15 protein-coding genes are annotated in these 16,800 nt (G+C 54.2%); 8 read left to right on the top strand and 7 right to left on the bottom strand.

The annotated features are described in order from the left end of the window. Positions 1–78 precede the first annotated feature (78 nt). The 6 genes from Q5705_13425 to Q5705_13400 all read left to right on the top strand — a co-directional run bounded on the left by Q5705_13425 (position 79) and on the right by Q5705_13400 (position 4,837). On the top strand, positions 79–243 hold the full coding sequence (locus tag Q5705_13425; protein ID WLI75591.1) for a DUF1127 domain-containing protein: 165 nt from the start codon (positions 79–81) through the stop codon (positions 241–243). Positions 244–331: 88 nt separating this feature from the next. Next, entirely contained in the window at positions 332–940 is a 609-nt protein-coding gene (locus tag Q5705_13420) for an ATP-dependent Clp protease proteolytic subunit (GenBank protein WLI75590.1), read from the top strand. A 102-nt stretch (positions 941–1,042) separates the two neighbouring features. After that, positions 1,043–2,092, top strand: a complete 1,050-nt coding sequence (locus tag Q5705_13415; GenBank protein ID WLI75589.1) for a DUF1176 domain-containing protein — start codon at positions 1,043–1,045, stop codon at positions 2,090–2,092. Positions 2,093–2,246: 154 nt separating this feature from the next. Then, positions 2,247–2,714, top strand: coding sequence for a MarR family transcriptional regulator (locus Q5705_13410; GenBank protein WLI75588.1), 468 nt, complete (start codon positions 2,247–2,249; stop codon positions 2,712–2,714). Positions 2,715–2,718: 4 nt separating this feature from the next. Further along, complete coding sequence (locus Q5705_13405) at positions 2,719–3,786, top strand: HlyD family secretion protein (GenBank protein ID WLI75587.1); 1,068 nt, start codon at positions 2,719–2,721, stop codon at positions 3,784–3,786. After that, positions 3,776–4,837 carry a DUF2955 domain-containing protein gene (locus Q5705_13400; GenBank protein WLI75586.1) on the top strand — a complete coding sequence of 354 codons (1,062 nt, stop codon included), beginning with the start codon at positions 3,776–3,778 and terminating at the stop codon, positions 4,835–4,837. Before Q5705_13405 ends, Q5705_13400 begins: the two co-directional genes overlap by 11 nt. A gap of 29 nt (positions 4,838–4,866) precedes the next feature. Here Q5705_13400 and Q5705_13395 read toward each other — a convergent pair whose 3' ends face one another. Continuing rightward, positions 4,867–6,147: a DUF445 domain-containing protein gene (locus tag Q5705_13395; GenBank protein ID WLI75585.1), complete on the bottom strand. Its 1,281-nt coding sequence runs from the start codon at positions 6,145–6,147 to the stop codon at positions 4,867–4,869. A 171-nt stretch (positions 6,148–6,318) separates the two neighbouring features. After that, a complete protein-coding gene (locus Q5705_13390) occupies positions 6,319–6,537 on the bottom strand; it encodes a SymE family type I addiction module toxin (protein WLI75584.1) in 219 nt (72 codons plus the stop codon). A gap of 360 nt (positions 6,538–6,897) precedes the next feature. Here Q5705_13390 and Q5705_13385 point away from each other — a divergent pair, with 360 nt between their 5' ends. Next, positions 6,898–8,268 (top strand): NAD-dependent succinate-semialdehyde dehydrogenase, encoded by a 1,371-nt coding sequence (locus Q5705_13385; GenBank protein WLI75583.1) that lies wholly within the window; start codon positions 6,898–6,900, stop codon positions 8,266–8,268. 80 nt (positions 8,269–8,348) lie between these two features. On the opposite strand, the gene yjiA is transcribed toward Q5705_13385, so the two are convergent. The 3 genes from yjiA to Q5705_13370 are packed head-to-tail and all read right to left on the bottom strand — an operon-like array spanning position 8,349 to position 11,729. Next, positions 8,349–9,305, bottom strand: a complete 957-nt coding sequence (gene yjiA / locus Q5705_13380; GenBank protein WLI75582.1) for a GTPase — start codon at positions 9,303–9,305, stop codon at positions 8,349–8,351. Positions 9,306–9,315: 10 nt separating this feature from the next. Beyond that, a complete protein-coding gene (locus tag Q5705_13375) occupies positions 9,316–9,519 on the bottom strand; it encodes a YbdD/YjiX family protein (GenBank protein WLI75581.1) in 204 nt (67 codons plus the stop codon). 56 nt (positions 9,520–9,575) lie between these two features. Further along, positions 9,576–11,729, bottom strand: coding sequence for a carbon starvation CstA family protein (locus Q5705_13370; protein ID WLI75580.1), 2,154 nt, complete (start codon positions 11,727–11,729; stop codon positions 9,576–9,578). A 352-nt stretch (positions 11,730–12,081) separates the two neighbouring features. Here Q5705_13370 and tsr point away from each other — a divergent pair, with 352 nt between their 5' ends. Next, the gene (gene tsr, locus Q5705_13365; GenBank protein WLI75579.1) at positions 12,082–13,746 is read left to right on the top strand and encodes a methyl-accepting chemotaxis protein; all 1,665 of its coding nucleotides are present in this window, start codon (positions 12,082–12,084) and stop codon (positions 13,744–13,746) included. A 36-nt stretch (positions 13,747–13,782) separates the two neighbouring features. On the opposite strand, the gene opgB is transcribed toward tsr, so the two are convergent. Together opgB and Q5705_13355 are read right to left on the bottom strand one after the other, a co-directional pair. Next, positions 13,783–16,071 carry a phosphatidylglycerol--membrane-oligosaccharide glycerophosphotransferase gene (gene opgB, locus Q5705_13360; GenBank protein WLI75578.1) on the bottom strand — a complete coding sequence of 763 codons (2,289 nt, stop codon included), beginning with the start codon at positions 16,069–16,071 and terminating at the stop codon, positions 13,783–13,785. A 200-nt stretch (positions 16,072–16,271) separates the two neighbouring features. Further along, the gene (locus tag Q5705_13355) at positions 16,272–16,766 is read right to left on the bottom strand and encodes a DUF2501 domain-containing protein (GenBank protein WLI75577.1); all 495 of its coding nucleotides are present in this window, start codon (positions 16,764–16,766) and stop codon (positions 16,272–16,274) included. Positions 16,767–16,800 lie beyond the last annotated feature (34 nt).

Raw genomic sequence — 16,800 nt, 5'->3', positions numbered from 1 at the left:
ATAAAAGTGTTTTCTGAGTCTGTATTGTTAAGATTGATTACGGCGAAGATAGGGCTCTTTTCAAACGAGGAGAGCATCATGCAAGTCTTTGAAAATCGACCCAACAGCCCCTTTTTCGCAGCCGTTTTACTGTGGCGCAAAGTGCAGCGCTGGCGTGCGAATCGGAAAACCCGGCTCCTGTTGCTCAATCTGAGTGACCATCAATTAAAGGATTTAGGATTACGTCGCGATGAATTGTTATGAAGATACAGAAGGGGCGGGAAAATCTTGTTGTTCCCGCCCCTTCTGCGTTGGGCTATGCTTAGCTCCATAACCTGAAGGGAGAAAGCACATGCACTTTATTAACAGCAATGATGATGACGATAAAAAAGAGAAAGATGCCGGCTCGGCCACGCAGTTGATGCAGCAAAAACTGCTGGATGCGCGTTCGATCATCATCTCCGGTGAGATCAACCAGGCGCTGACGGAAAAAGTCGTCACGCAGTTGCTGCTGTTGCAGGGCATTAGCGATGCGCCGATTAAAATTTACCTCAACAGCCAGGGTGGTCATGTCGAAGCGGCGGATACCATTCACGACATGATTAAATTCATCACCCCGGAAGTACATATTATTGGCACCGGCTGGGTTGCCAGCGCCGGGATCACCATTTTCCTCGCGGCGAAAAAAGAGCACCGTTACTCGCTGCCGAACACCCGCTTTATGATCCACCAGCCGCTCGGCGGCGTGCGTGGTCAGGCGAGCGATATTGAGATTGAAGCCAAAGAGATCATCCGTACTCTTGAGCGCGTTAACCGCATGATCGCTGAAGCGACCGGTCAGCCGGTTGAAAAAGTGAAGCAGGATACCGACCGCAATTTCTGGATGAACACCAAAGAAGCCATTGATTACGGCATTGTCTCCCGCGTGGTGAAATCCTACGACGAACTGAACCTGCAATAATTCGCCTGCCATGAGGCGAGTATCACGCTCGCCTCATTTCCCGCTTCTCCCCAACCCATAATTTCTGCACACTGTGCGCATTTCTCATTACGGAGTGATGGCATGAAAAGCTGTATCCACGCGGCGCTGATGATGGCAGCGACGCTGAGTGCGCCTGCGCTGGCGGAACAAAACGGTGTCTCGTTCGACCATAAAGACTGGGAAGTGGTGTGTGATAACACCCTGACCTGCCGCGCTGCGGGCTATAGCGTTGAAGAGGAGGCCAGCGGTTCGGTGTTGATCACCCGAAAAGCGGGGCCGGATACACCGGTCACCGTGGATGTGGTGCTGGCCGAAATGGACGGCGACGAAACCGTGCCTCACGTGCAAATCACGCTATGGATTGACGATAAATCACAAGGCGCGCTGGCGACGGAGGATAACGACACCTGGCGTTTATCGGACGAACAGGCTAAGCGCATGATTGATGCGGTAAAAGGCAGCGGCAAAGTGGAATTTAAAGGCGGCGCGAAATCTTTTGTGCTCTCCGGCGATGGCGCATTTGCCGTACTGCTGAAGTTCGATGATGTGCAAGGGCGCGTCGGCACACCGGGTGCGCTGAGCAAAAAGGGCGATAAAGCAGAAACTTCCGTAGCCGCAGCGATTACCGCGCCGGTGATTCAGGCCGCGCCCGTCGAAGGTGGGGAAGATCGCACTTTACGTGCAGCCGAAGTGAAAGCCATCACGCCACGTCTGCTGGCGACGCTGACCAATAATGATGAGTGCGACCGGCTGATTTCCCCGCAAGAACCGGTCATGGAAGGCGATAACGACATCACCCTGACGCCGCTCGACAGGAAACATGCGCTGATTTCCACCCTTTGCTGGCGCGGGGCGTATAACGAAGGGTATGGCTATTGGGTTATCGACAGAGCCCTGAAAGGCACGCCGCAATTTATCACCAACTCCGCATCCGACTATAGCGATGGCATTATTTCGCTTGGTCAGCGCGGTCGCGGCATCGGCGACTGCTGGGCATCCGCCGAGTGGGTCTGGGACGGCGAAACCTTCCGCAAAAGCAGCGAATCCACCACCGGAATGTGCCGCTACGTCCGTGCCGGCGGCACCTGGGATCTGCCCGAGTTTGTCGCCAAAGTGAAAGAGGTGAAGTGATTTTTGGACACTGTAGTTTCCTTTTTTGAGAGATTTGGGAGCTGTAGTGTTCATTCGTGCTTTCACAATCCATGCTCTTTGCCCTCCCGTTTCTTGATACTTATCTTGATAACCTTTATCGTGCACCCCCTGTGAAATGAGGGGGGTGTGTTTCATGACTGAAGATGAATTGTTTGCCCGTCGGCCGCTGGGAATGCGCATGGCGATGGTGGTGCGTCAATGGCGAGCCACTATCGATCATGCGCTGAGCGACACGGGGATCACCCAATCGAGCTGGACTGTGCTGATGCAGTTGCGCCAGCTTGGCGACAATGTTTCGGTCAGCGAACTGGCGGAAGTGCAGGGGATTGAACTGCCGCCGCTGATGCGAACGCTTACACAGCTGGAAAACCACGGCCTGATTGCGCGTACAACATCGCCGTACGACAAACGCATTCGTCTGCTGGCCTTAACCGATGACGGAACACGTCTGCTGGAGAAAATCACGCAAGTGATCGAAGCCTGCCAGTTGCGGGCTTCAGAAAATATTCCGGCTGACGATCTGCAAAGGTTTAGCACCACCCTGAATCAACTCGCCTGTAATCTGCGCGTGATGCGCGAAGAAGATAATAAAACCGAATAAGAAAATGATGACGCCTGAACAAAAGTTTGCCCGCTGGGTAAGGGTCAGTATTGCCTCTTTCCTGCTGATGTTTGTCTATTTTATCGTCGCAGATATCTGGATCCCGCTGACGCCAGATTCCACCGTGATGCGCGTGGTGACGCCGGTTTCCGCGCGCGTGTCTGGCTATGTTGCGCAGGTTCATGTCCAGAACAACAGCCGCGTGAAAAAAGGCGATCTGCTGTTTGAACTGGATCCAACACCGTTTCAAAACCAGGTTGAAGCCGCAGAGATCGCGCTGGCGCAGGCACGGCTGACCAACCAACAGCTTGATGCGCAGATCGTTGCCGCGCAGGCGAGTCTTAAGACGGCGCAGCTTACCGCGCAAAATGATCGCGTCACTTTTGAGCGCTACCAGCGCCTCGGCAAAATGCAGAATGTTTCGCAGTCCGATCTGGATAAGGTACGCACCACCTGGCAAAGCAGCGTGCAGTCGGTCAATAACCTCAACGCCAGCATTGAAGAACTGCGCATTCAGCGCGGCGAGCGCGATGATGCCCGCAACGTGACGCTGCAAAAATACCGCAACGCCCTGCAACAGGCGCAGCTTAATCTTGGCTGGGCGCAGGTGCGGGCTGAAATTGATGGCACAGTGAGTAACCTGCAATTAAGCCCCGGTTTTTACGCTTCTGCCGGTAGCGCGTCGCTGGCGCTGGTGCATGAAAAAACCGATATTGTGGCGGATTTCCGTGAAAAGAGCCTGCGCCATACTCACGCCGGAACCGATGCGGCGGTGGTATTTGATGCCTTGCCGGGGCAGGTATTTCGCGCACACGTGACCAGCAGTGATGCGGGTATTCTGGCCGGGCAGGAAGCGGTCAACGGTGAGTTGTCCGCACCGGAAACGTCCAACCGCTGGGTGCGCGATGCGCAGCGTATGCGCATTCACGTGGCACTCGACGAGCCGCTGCCAAAACAGTTGCCGACCGGCGCGCGCGCCACGGTGCAGTTGTATAACAGCGAAGGTTTTTTCGCCCGCGTCTTCTCCGGGCTGCAAATTCGCCTGGTGAGCCTGCTTCATTATGTCTATTAACACACTGGCCCGCGTTTTTACGCCGCACGGCAATATCGTTTACACGGCAAATGACTTCCGCCAGACGCTGCGCATTGTCTTTGCCGGGATGATTGCGCTGAGTATTTCGAGTTTTTACAACACCCAGTACGGCGTATTTTATGTGGTCTATCCGGTGATGCTGTTGTCGCTGGTGCCGGTATTTAATCGCCATGTCGCCAAACAGTTTGTGTTCAGCGCGGTGATTAACTGCATCGAAATGGTGTTTATCATCGGCTATCTGATGCAATGGCCGGTGATCATGACGCTGGTGGTCTTTGGGCTGTACGTGATGCGTTTTCGCTTTATGAGCAAAGGCCCGCTGTTTCTGTTTGGCTCCACGGGTGTGGTCTGTCAGAGCACGATGCTCAACTTTATGAGTTACCCCTCCGGCGACTGGCACACGCTGCTGTTTTCCAATATTGAAGCCAGCATTATGGCGGTCGCCCTCAGTGCGCTGATGAACTACCTGATCCCGGATGTTGAACCGCGTACCCGCCCGCCGATGATCGAGAAAAACGCCGCGCGCGTGCGCCATGAATCCCTGCTTTCCGGCACAGTGGCGACAATGATTTTTGTCGTCTTCCAGATAAGCGACCTGAGTGATTCTCTCTCCGCGTTGATGGCGGGGATCTTGATCCTCTTTCCGATGCATTACCGCGGGTCGGTATTGAGCTCGCTGTGGCGCGTGGTCGGCGTGGTGATCTCTTGTCTCTATATCCTGCTGGTGCAGTTGATCCTTTATAACCACAGCAACCATATGCTGTTGATGATGCCGCTGATCGGCCTGGGTCTGGCGTTTAGTGCGCGGCTGCATGTGATGGAGAAAGTCGGCGCGGGTGTCGGTTTCGCCAGCGTCACTACCATCGGCATTATGTTCGGCCAGAACCTGCACCCGGACACTGATCTGGTGTTTAGCGATGTGTACCGCATCGTCTCGGTCACTGTTTCCCTGCTGGCAACGCTGACGATGGTTTACCTTGTACACCTGATTTTGAACCGCTTCGAAGCGACACGGTTTGTGATTGAGTAGGTCTTTTGTTTGCCGGATGAACAGGCAGGTCAGAAGGCGGAAAAATTCAGCAGTACCGGAATCTGCGATAAAAGATACAAAATCAGACCGATGGTGCCGCCTACCAGTGTGCCGTTGATACGAATAAATTGCAGATCTTTGCCGATATTCAGCTCCACCTGGTACGACATATCCCGCGCATCCCAGCTTTTTACCGTGTCGCTGATATGGCGCGTCAGGAAAGCGGCAAAATCAGGAGCCACGCGATGCGCTGCCTGCTCCAGGTGTTCGTTGAGCGAGGCGCGCAGTGCGCCGTCGGCCAGCAACGTTTCGCCAAACCACAGCCCCGCGTCGCTGATGCGCTTTTGCATCCGCGAGTCATCAGACTGCATATCTTCTTTCATCCAGTTGCGCAGATCGGCCCACATTTCGCCGACATAGCGGTTAAAGGTTTCATCATTTTTCAGATACTCTTTGATGTTTTCCGCGCGTTCGGCCATCTCCGGATCGCTTTTCAGATTGGCGATCAATTTTAGCGTGGCGCGATCAAAGGCCTGGCGGATCTGGTGCGTGCTGTCGGCGTTGATATCATCCAGCAAGGAATTGACCGCATCGGAAACCAGCGCCGCACTCTGCTCCCCCAGCCATTCTTTCGGCAGGATTTTCGCTTTCATCGGATGGTCGGTTTCCATCCAGTGCACCACCTGGCGGGCGATAAAGGTGCGCGAGCTTTCCCGCTGCAATAGCGCAATTAACTGATTAATAAGGGTGTCCAGCAGCTTCTGGTGGCGATTATTACGCGTCAGGCTCTCCAGCATCAGCGCGCTGGTTTCCGTCAGATCTACCTTATCGATAGCCTTATGCACCGCGCGGCGGATTAACCTCTGAATGCGGCTATCATCGGTCATCTCCAGAAAACCGCTCATTACCTGCAACAAATGCACACCAACGCGTCGGGCGTTCTCGGGCTGGCTGAACCAGACGCCAATCATCTGCGCGGGTTGATGGCGATGAATCAATGCCACCAGTGATTGGGTATCGAGGAATTTTTCCTGCACGAACTGGCCAAGGTTATCACCAATCCTGTCTTTATTACGCGGAATAATCGCCGTATGGCGGGAGATAAACGGCAATGGCACGCGGTGGAACAGCGCCACCACCGCGAACCAGTCGGCCATTGCGCCAACCATCGCCGCTTCGGCAATGGCCTTGATCCCGCTGACCCAAAAGTTGGGCGGCAGGAACAGCGTGGTGACAAACGTCGCGGCGGCAATCAACAGCAGCGACAGCGCCAGTCGTTTGGCGCGCTTAAGTTCGGCTAATTTTTCCATGCGTTAAGCATAGAACCCAACGGCGCTTACATGCAACGGGCTAAATCATAAGCACATTGCGCAGGTTGCTCCAGGCTATCCACCCGCCAGTCGCCATCAGCGGAAGGAGATCACTCATCTATTTAAGGAAAGAGAATCAACGTACGCTATTTTTATTCGGCGGGTGGCGCATTATATTGGCGCGATAATAATGCAGCCGTTCATTACTTTAATATCTACCTTCGCACCGATTTTAAAGCCGAATTTTTCCAGCCAGTCACCCGCCAAACGAATTGCCGGAGATTGCACCATATTTGGATGGCGGGTCACATAACTAACTGTTAAATTCCGCGTGGTAAAACAAGGCACTTCAGAATCGTAACGATCTGCAATAGAATTGGCAGCAGTCATGATGGCTATTCCTTCTAAATAGTGATTGTGATTAGCGGTGCGGATGTGCGCTAACACATTCGCACCGCGCTTAAAACGCCTACATATAATCAGCAAATAACAATTAAGTCCACATGTAAATTGAGTGAAAATAACAAATAAAAATGCGAAGAATCTCGTAAAACTATTTAAGCGATTATGGTTTTAATTTGTTTTATATCTATTTTGCAGGGATTTTATGACGAGTAAATAATATTAATACAGTGGTTTCATTACGTTTTTTATAAAATCAGAACAGTCTGCATATACCCAACTTTACTTTCAGCTCTCTTTATTTTTACTACCCTTAATATCCTAAGCGGTAAATTAAGGAGACGTAAAATGGCTTACCAGACAGTGAATCCTTTTAACAATCAGCTCATTAAAGAGTACCCAAACCACAGCGATGCCGATATTGAGGCAGCGCTGCGCCAGGCCGATGCGCTTTACCACTCGTCGTGGTCAAAGGGCAATATCGACCAGCGGCTTCCGGTGCTGCATAAACTGGCTGATCTGCTGGAGAGTCAACAGGAAGCGCTGGCGAAAATTGCCACCCGCGAAATGGGTAAATTGATTGAGCAAAGCCGCAGTGAGGTAAAACTCTGCGCACAAATCGCCCGTTACTATGCGGATAATGCAAAACAATTTCTTGCCCCAGTGAAGTATGGCTCTGATTTGGGCGAGGCCTGGGTTGAGCATCATCCCATCGGCGTCATCATGGCGGTGGAGCCGTGGAACTTCCCTTATTACCAGTTGATGCGTGTGTTGGCCCCGAACCTTGCAGCCGGTAATCCAGTGATTTGTAAACATGCCAGTATCGTGCCGCAATGCGCCGAATCCTTTGCTCACCTGGTGCGCGAAGCGGGTGCGCCGGAAGGGGCGTGGACTAACCTGTTTATCTCGTCCGATCAGGTCTCGGCGATCATTGCTGACCCACGTGTGCAGGGCGCGGCGCTGACCGGTTCGGAAAAAGCGGGTAGCGCGGTCGCGGCGCAGGCGGCAAAACATATCAAGAAAGCCACGCTGGAACTGGGCGGTAACGACGTGTTTATCGTGCTTGATGATGCCGATCTGGAGAAAGCGGTCGAGGTGGGCGTGCAGGCGCGGTTAGCGAACGCAGGCCAGGTTTGTACGGCGGCCAAACGCTTTATTGTGCATCAGGACGTTTCCGATCAGTTCCTGCGCAAATTCACCGAGGCATTCCAGCAGGTGAAAATGGGCGATCCGCTTGATGAAGGCACCACGCTTGGCCCGCTCTCCTCAAAAGATGCGCTGGAAACCCTGAGCCAGCAGGTTAGCGAGGCGGTGCAGAAAGGGGCGAAACTGCATTTCGGCGGCAAACCGGCGAAAAGCGAGGGTAACTTCTTTGAGCCGACCATTCTGACCCATATCACCCGCGATAACCCGGCGTACTTTGAAGAGTTCTTCGGGCCGGTGGCGCAGGTTTATGTGGTCAATAACGACGAGGAAGCCGTGCGTCTGGCTAACGACTCGCATTATGGCCTCGGCGGGGCGATCTTCAGCCGTAATATTCAGCGTGCGAAAAAATTGGCGTCACGTATCGAGACCGGTATGGTCTACATCAATTGGCTGACTGACACCGCCGCAGAACTGCCGTTCGGTGGGGTGAAACGCTCTGGCTTTGGCCGCGAACTCTCTGATTTAGGCATTAAAGAGTTTGTGAACCAGAAGCTGGTGGTAGTGCGTCAGTAGAGATGGTTCGCCGGATGGCGGCTGTGCCTTGTCAGGCCTACGAACCCTGTAGGTCAGACAAGCGGAGCGCCATCCGGCGTTTATTTTCGTAATCCGGCAAACGCCGCGCGGATCTCTTCCTCGGGCAACTGAACGCCGATAAACACCAGCGTGCTGTGCGGCGTCTCACTGCCCCACGGGCGATCCCAGTCGGCGCTGTAGAGGCGCTGAACACCCTGGAACAGCAGGCGGTTTGGTTCGCCGTCGATCCACAGCATTCCTTTGTAACGCAGTAGTTTTTCCGCAAAGCTCAGCAGCAGGTTTTCCATCACGCGCGAGACCTCGCTGATATCGACCGGGTAATCGAGTTCCACCACAATTGAGCTGATATCGTTCTGCTTATCGGCCATAAAGTGGAAGCGCGGTTTTGCCACTACCACGTTCTCTTCGAGCATAAAACCGTTGGTCTTAAACAGCAGTTCCAGGTCGATATCACCATGCGTCACGGGGTAAATCGGTGCGCGGGCATTGATGCGGCTTAAGCGCTCGCGCAGTTTTTCATTGTCCGGCGCGACATCGGTTTTGGTCAGCAGAATCCGATCGGCATAACCCACCTGCGACTGCGCCAGCGTGAACTGGTTCATCTGATCATTGGCGTGAACCGCATCGACTAACGCGATCACACCGTCCAGCAAGTAGCGCTGGCAGAGGATCTCATGGGCGAAAAAGGTTTGAATGATCGGGCCGGGATCCGCCATGCCGGTGCACTCAATAACCAGCCGGTCGAAAACCAGATCGCCGCGATCAAGGCCGTCGAGCAGATCCAGCAGCGCATCTTCCAGTTCATTAGAGCGGCTACAGCAGATACAGCCGTTGGTCAGGGTTTTGATTTGCGTAGCGCGATCGCCAATTAGCTGATCGTCCACGGAGACTTCGCCGAATTCGTTTTCGATTACCGCAATCTGGTAGCCGTGTTGTTCATTGAGGATATGGCGTAAGAGGGTGGTTTTGCCCGCACCAAGAAAGCCGGTCAACAGGGTAACTGCAATTGGGGTCATACATTCTCCTTTAGCAACAGCGGACACCGCCTTTGCCATCGCCGCCGTAACGCGCTTGCTGGCGTTCGCGGAAAAACTCTTCGTAAGTCATGTACGGTTTATCCGGATGGTTGGCCTTCATATGTTCAACATAGTTGTCATAGTCGGGAATACCAATCAGCATCTTTGCCGCCTGACCGAGGTATTTTTTGGCTTCGCCTAAGTTACCAAACATTGTTTCATCCAGATATCGATAATGCCGGGTGACACCACCCGGCAATTTTTCAGGAATTAATGGTGAGAGGAGGTTTTCACGCCGCCTTCCGGTACCGGCACATACGGGGTTTCTTTATCGGTACGTACTTTATTGTTACGTACCTGAAGCCAGGTTTTGATGCCGTAGAAAATGATGCTGTACACCACCACCAGGAACAGAATGCTTAAACCGGCGTTAGTGTAGTTATTCACCACAATATGATTCATGTTGGCAATCTGCTGAGCGGTCAGTTCGCTACCACCGGCGGCAATCTTCTCTTTGTACTGGTTAGCCATGTACAGGAAGCCTTCAAGCTGCGGATTGGTGCTGAACAGTTTCAGGCCCAGCGCCCAGGTGGTGCAGAGCAGCAGCCACATTGCCGGAAGCACCGTTACCCAAATGTATTTGGTGCGCTGCATTTTCACCAGGATCACGGTGCCGAGCAGCAGGGCGACGGCGGCCAGCATCTGGTTCGAGATACCAAACAGCGGCCACAGGCTTTTCACGCCGCCTAACGGATCAACCACGCCCTGATACAGCAGGTATCCCCACAGGCCGACGCAGCCAGCAGTACCAATCACACCGGCAACCAGCGAATCGGTTTTCTTCAGGAACGGCACGAAGTTACCCAACAGATCCTGCAACATAAAGCGGCCCGCACGGGTACCTGCATCCAGCGCAGTGAGGATAAACAGCGCTTCAAACAGGATGCCGAAGTGGTACCAGAAACCCATATCCGCCATCGGAATGATTTTATGGAACACATGGGCGATACCGACAGCCAGCGTCGGTGCGCCACCGGCGCGGTTCAGGACAGACGGCTCACCAATATCTTTCGCGGTTTGCAGGATCTGCTCCGGCGAAATCACAAAGCCCCAGGAACTCACGGTGGCTGCCGCATGGGCGGTCACATCTTTCAATTGCGCCATGATCATCGGCGCGTTATCGCCGCCCAGCTCATGCAGGTTCGGCATGGTAATGCCGAGGCCCGCCGGCGGGGTGTTCATCGCAAAATAAAGACCCGGTTCGATAATGGACGCCGCAACCAGAGCCATTACCGCCACGAACGACTCCATCAGCATTGCGCCGTAACCGATAAAACGCGCGTCGGTTTCGTTGGCCAGCAGTTTCGGCGTGGTGCCGGACGCGATCAACGCATGGAAGCCAGACACTGCGCCACAGGCGATGGTGATAAACAGGAACGGGAACAGCGCGCCTTTCCACAGCGGGCCGGTGCCGTCAATGTACTGCGTCACCGCAGGCATTTTCAGTTCCGGGTTGAGGATCACAATGCCCAGCGCCAGACCGACAATCACGCCGATTTTCAGGAAAGTCGCCAGGTAGTCGCGCGGGGCGAGGATCAGCCAGACCGGCAGCAGCGCAGAAACAAAGGCATAACCAATCAGCGCGAAGGTGATGGTGGTGTCTTTAAAGGTCAGCGCCGGGCCCCAGTACGGATCGTGGGCGATAATGCCACCAAACCAGATGGAGGCGACCAGCAGCACAATACCGATAACCGACACTTCACCGACGCGGCCAGGGCGCAGGAAGCGCATATAGATACCCATAAACAGCGCGATCGGCACGGTGGAGCAAACGGTGAAGACGCCCCACGGGCTTTCCGCCAGCGCTTTCACCACAATCAGCGCCAGCACCGCCAGGATAATTATCATGATCAGGAAGCAGCCGAACAGCGCAATGGTGCCCGGTACGCGGCCCATCTCCTCTTTCACCATCTCACCCAGAGAGGCGCCGTTACGGCGAGAAGAGATAAACAGCACCATAAAATCCTGTACCGCACCGGCGAGTACCACGCCCGCCAGCAGCCACAGCGTGCCGGGTAAATAGCCCATTTGTGCGGCCAGAACCGGGCCAACCAGCGGGCCGGCACCGGCGATAGCGGCAAAGTGGTGACCAAACAGCACGTAGCGGTTGGTCGGCACATAGTTCAGGCCGTCGTTATTGATGACCGCCGGTGTTGCGCGGGTCGGATCGAGTTTCATCACCTTCTGGGCGATGTAAAGGCTGTAGTAGCGGTAAGCCACAAGATAAACAGAGACGGAGGCGACCACGATCCACAGGGCGCTGACGTGCTCACCCCGGCGTAACGCGACGACCGACAGACAAAAAGCACCGATAATCCCGAGGATCACCCACGGTACGTGCTTAAAGAGTTTTTTAGTATCCATATCAGACCTGGTTTTTATCAAAAATATAGGGAATGGGATGTGTCGTGTTGAACTGGCTGAATGCTGCCGTCGATCATGGCAAATTACGCGCGCGAAACGGCGATGATTTCACTGAGTGGTTAGAAAAAGCGGTTGAGTGGTAAGGGAGGCGCAGTAAGCGGTTTTAAGGCCTTGTGCGGTCTAAGAATTATGTGAAAGAGATCACGCAAAATCACTGCCACGGGAAATGTAAAAAGAGGAAAAGCGAAAGAAAATGGCTCTGTTTTGGCCGTTGTAAATTAGCACATTCTCCCATAAAGTTTTCGCTTTCCAGGCCGAAAATCTAACATCTATTTATAAGGGAAGAGAAAGCATGTTAACCCGTATTAAAATCGTTACCAGCTTGTTGTTAGTGCTCGGATTATTTGGCCTTTTACAACTCACTTCCGGCGGCTTGTTCTTCAACTCGCTGAAACAAGACAAAGAAAACTTCACCGTCTTACAAACCATTCGTCAGCAGCAATCGACCCTCAACGGTAGCTGGGTCGCACTGCTGCAAACGCGTAACACCCTGAACCGCGCGGGTATCCGCTACATGATGGATCAGAACAATATTGGCAGCGGCGCGACCGTTGCCGATCTGATGCAGATTGCCAGCACCTCGTTAAAACAGGCGGAAGTGAACTGGAATGCTTACCAGGCATTGCCGCGCGATCCGCGTCAGAGCGACGACGCGGCGGCGGAAATTAAGCGTAACTATGATATTTACCACAACGCACTGGCGGAGCTGATCCAGTTGCTCGGCGCGGGCAAGATCAACGAGTTCTTTGATCAGCCGACGCAGGGTTATCAGGACGGTTTTGAGAAGCAGTACGTGAATTACCTTCAGCAAAACGATCGCCTGTATGACCAGGCGGTAGCCGACAGCGAAAGCTCTTACGGCTCTGCCGTCTGGATCATCATCACCGTGCTGATTGTGGTTCTGCTGGTGATCATCTGCGTTTGGGTCGGTATCAAACGCGCGCTGATTGCGCCACTTAATCACCTGATCGATAACATCCGTCATATTGCCGGTGGCGATCTGGGGCAGCGTATTGAGGTGCAGGGCTCCAATGAAATGGGCGTGCTGGCCGATAGCCTGCGCCATATGCAGAGTGAACTGGTGCGTACCGTGAGCGACGTGCGTAATGGCGCGAATGCAATTTACAGCGGTGCCAGCGAAATCTCTGTCGGCAATAACGATCTCTCTTCCCGTACTGAGCAGCAGGCGGCGTCTCTGGAAGAGACCGCAGCCAGCATGGAAGAGCTGACGGCGACCGTGAAACAGAACGCCGAAAACGCCCGTCAGGCGAGCAACCTGGCGCTGAGCGCGTCAGAAACGGCGCAGAAAGGCGGCAAAGTGGTGGATAACGTGGTGCAGACCATGCGTGACATCACCGCCAGCTCGCAGAAAATCGCCGACATTATCAGCGTGATCGACGGCATTGCTTTCCAGACCAATATCCTGGCGCTGAACGCGGCGGTCGAAGCCGCCCGCGCGGGCGAGCAGGGCCGTGGTTTTGCCGTGGTGGCGGGGGAAGTCCGTAACCTGGCACAGCGTAGTGCCCAGGCAGCGCGTGAAATCAAAAGCCTGATTGAAGATTCCGTAGGGCGCGTCGAACTCGGTTCAACGCTGGTGGAAAGCGCCGGTGAGACCATGGATGAGATCGTGAACGCGGTCACCCGCGTCACCGATATCATGGGTGAGATCGCTTCTGCCTCCGACGAGCAGAGCCGCGGCATTGACCAGGTTGGCCTGGCCGTGGCGGAGATGGATCGCGTTACGCAGCAGAACGCCTCGCTGGTGGAAGAGTCCGCCGCTGCGGCAGCGGCGCTGGAAGAGCAGGCCAGCCGCCTGACGCAGGCTGTGGCGGTGTTCCGCATTATGAACGAGCAACGTAATGCCGCGGCGAAGACGGCGGGCATAAGTAAAGCGGCTCCGGCAACGGCGCGCAAAGTGGCTACGGCTGATACGGGCGATAACTGGGAAACCTTCTAATCGCCCGATGCGCCCTGTGATGCAGGGCGCGTTTTTTTACCCTTCGCTTTTCACCACTTTTATCTCGACCAGCCCAATCCCCAGCTTGCGCGGCGAATGACCGAGGATATTGCCCTCGTTGGTTGACTGCGGATCCGGCGGCACAATCACCAGTTTGTTACTGCGCGACGCATTATTAAAGCGCAGCGTCGTGGTGCTCAAATCATTACCCAGCGTCAGCGTTTGCTCCTCGTTGCCCACGCGAACCGGGATCGGGCGATGAGCGTTTGGGCCAAAGGCTTTGGCGGTGATCACCAGATCGAAATGTTCCGGTAGCGGCTGGTTATATTCGATGGCGACTTCCTCGCCCAGCTGCGCATTCGACCAGCGACCCCAGCTTTCCGAGCGGGAAATGCCGCTAAACTGCTTCACCTCTTCTGGCGCGCCCGCGATGTTAAAGACAAAGCTGTCCGCCTTATAACGGATATTATCGTCGACGACCTTCAGGGTATCGACATTTTTATGGTAGCGGTCGGTGCTGATAACCGTCTGTTTAAACGCTGTTTTACCTTTCCACTGCGCTTTATCGACGCGCTGTACCTGCTGTTCGCCGCCCAGTTGCCCCTGCGAAACACACCAGTCGGTGGAAAGCGCCAGTTCAGGCGACCACAGCCGCGCCATTTTGTAGCACTGATCGACCCACACGAAGTTGTCGCGCGGGGCGAAATCTGCCAGCTGGAAACGCAGCGGCGCGGAGTATTCACTTTCGGGTAATGGCTCGACTCTGTTGGATACGCGCACCAACAGCGGCAGGCGGAACTGGCTACCGGAAAAAGCGATCATCTGTTTATCCCGGTCGATGGTGAATTCCTTCATCTCTTTCGGGAAGTTCCACAGGCGGATGATATCCGGCTTCCACGCCAGCACTTTTTCTTTCATGTTCAGAAAGACGCCGGAGAGCGACTGGCCGGAAATGCTGCTACGCCCGAGACCGAGGAAGTTATCACCGCCGAGAATATCAAGCACGGTTGCGCCGTTATCCATGGTGCTGCGCTTAATACCGGAAATATCCTGTTGTGGTTCATCGCCACGCAGGACAAAGAACAGATTGCTGCGATCCTGTTTGTTGAGGTATTTCCACGCGGTGTTGTTCATCGCCAGGTGATCCGACGACACCACAATCACCGTATCTTTAAACCACGGCGAGGCTTTGATCTTATTAATCAGCTGCGCAATATTTTGCTGGCTACAGGTGACGGCGCTAAAAGACTGGTTCGCTTTGCCATCGTAACGGTAGCTTTTGCGCTCACAGCCGCGCGAGATAAAACCATCCGGGTGATGGGTGTCCACCGTTAGCGCAAACAGGGAAAAACGCTTGCCGGAACGGGAGAGTTCCTCGTACTGCTTCCAGACCGTATCCAGTACCGTATCGTCGTAGAACCCCCAGTCATTGCGGTAGTGGGGATCGGCCACCTGGGTTTTGAGTTCTTCAGCCCCGATTAAGTGGTCAAAACCGTGGGATTTCAGGAACACATCTTTACCGGCAAAACGCAGGTTCGCTCCCTGAATAAAATGGTTTTCGTAGCCGGAGTTTTTCAGAATGTCGCCAAGGCAGAGGTTCTGCGGGAAAAAGCTGGAAACGGATGCCGAGGCGTTACCTTCAAACGGTGCGAACAGCGGAATGCCGCACTGCGAAGAGACCATGCCGGCGATGGTGTAATCGGTGCCGGGCAACTGCTCCGTATGGCTAAAATCGATGCTTTCGGCTTTCAGCGCACCGAGTTCCGGCGTCAGGCCGGGAAAGGCGTCGTCGTTGAAATAGGTGCGTTCCAGACTTTCGCCGTAGATATAGACCAGGTTCAGTTTGGGATTCGGGATCTGTTTGGCAGGCACTTTGTAATAGACGTCAAAATCCGGATCGCCGTCGCGCGACTGGGATTTCACCAGCTCTGTTATCTGGCGAAACGCCGGGCTGGCGTCCACCGAACCCAGCGCCAGGGCGAGCGCCAGCAGGCTGTAGCCGAAATGATGCGGTAAATGACGGCGGCGTCGCAGCACCCAGCCGAGTGCGCAAAACACCGCGACCAGCGCCATAATTAAGCCCGCGCCGGGCAGCACATATTTACCGACGCCCGCGCCTGTGAGGCTATTGGTGAGGGTGTATAACACCGCATCGTTAATGCCATCACCGGTAAAATAGTCGCTGGCGTAAAGCGTAATGTTTAACAGAACAAATAAGCCCAAAACGAACAACGTGGCGCTAAACCACCACGTATTACGACCCGCTTTGAAGGCGTAAATCACCACCGAGGCGATAAACAGGGCAAGAGAGAGCAATTCGGACAACCGTCATTCCTCAATAACACCAGAAATATTACTGGCCATTAATATTTGTAACAGGGCATACAATTTAATGGCGATGTCACATACCTGCAATTGTAGTGTCATCTTATCTGCGGTTTATTCAGAATTGGTTTAGAAAAGCGTATTGGTGATCAATGTCGCATCTGAGGGAAAAGCCGCGTTGGGAGCAACGCGGCACGGGATCAGGAGAGGAAGTTGACGCCTTGTTTGAGAACGATATCGCAGGCTTTCGATTTCACTTTTTCTGCCAGCGGCGTGCTGCCGATGTTGCTCAGATTCAACTGCTCACCGTTTTTGGTGTTCAGCATTCCCTGAATCCCTTCCAGATAGTTGGTGTCCTCTTTTTGCTCCGTTGCACCCAGACCTAACTTCTCCAGCACCTGGTTTTTCACGTTCTCGGTGTTGGTGAGGGTTGAGAGTTTATTTTTGGCGCACCAGCTCATCACGCCCGCGGCATTATTCATGGTATCGGCGCTGAGCGCCTGATTACCGCCGTTCAGCAGCCCGCTCAAGGAAGAGAGCGACAAGCCGCCTTGCTGTGAAGAAGATGACTGATTCTGGCTCAACTGGTTGGCGGCGCTGGAAAGGGTGTCCTGCCAGGAGGCAGCGTTGGTGAAACCGGAAAGCAGCGCGCTGCCGAGGGCAGCGCTGAAAAGCAGCCGTTGGGCGAATTTCATCGGGTAAATCCTGAATGAGTACGAAAGCGGGCAG

It is taken from the genome of Kosakonia sp. H02 (assembly GCA_030704225.1).
Lineage (GTDB): Bacteria > Pseudomonadota > Gammaproteobacteria > Enterobacterales > Enterobacteriaceae > Kosakonia.
The sequence above is the reverse complement of the archived record's forward strand: the minus strand, read 5'-3'. Positions and strand labels throughout refer to the sequence as shown.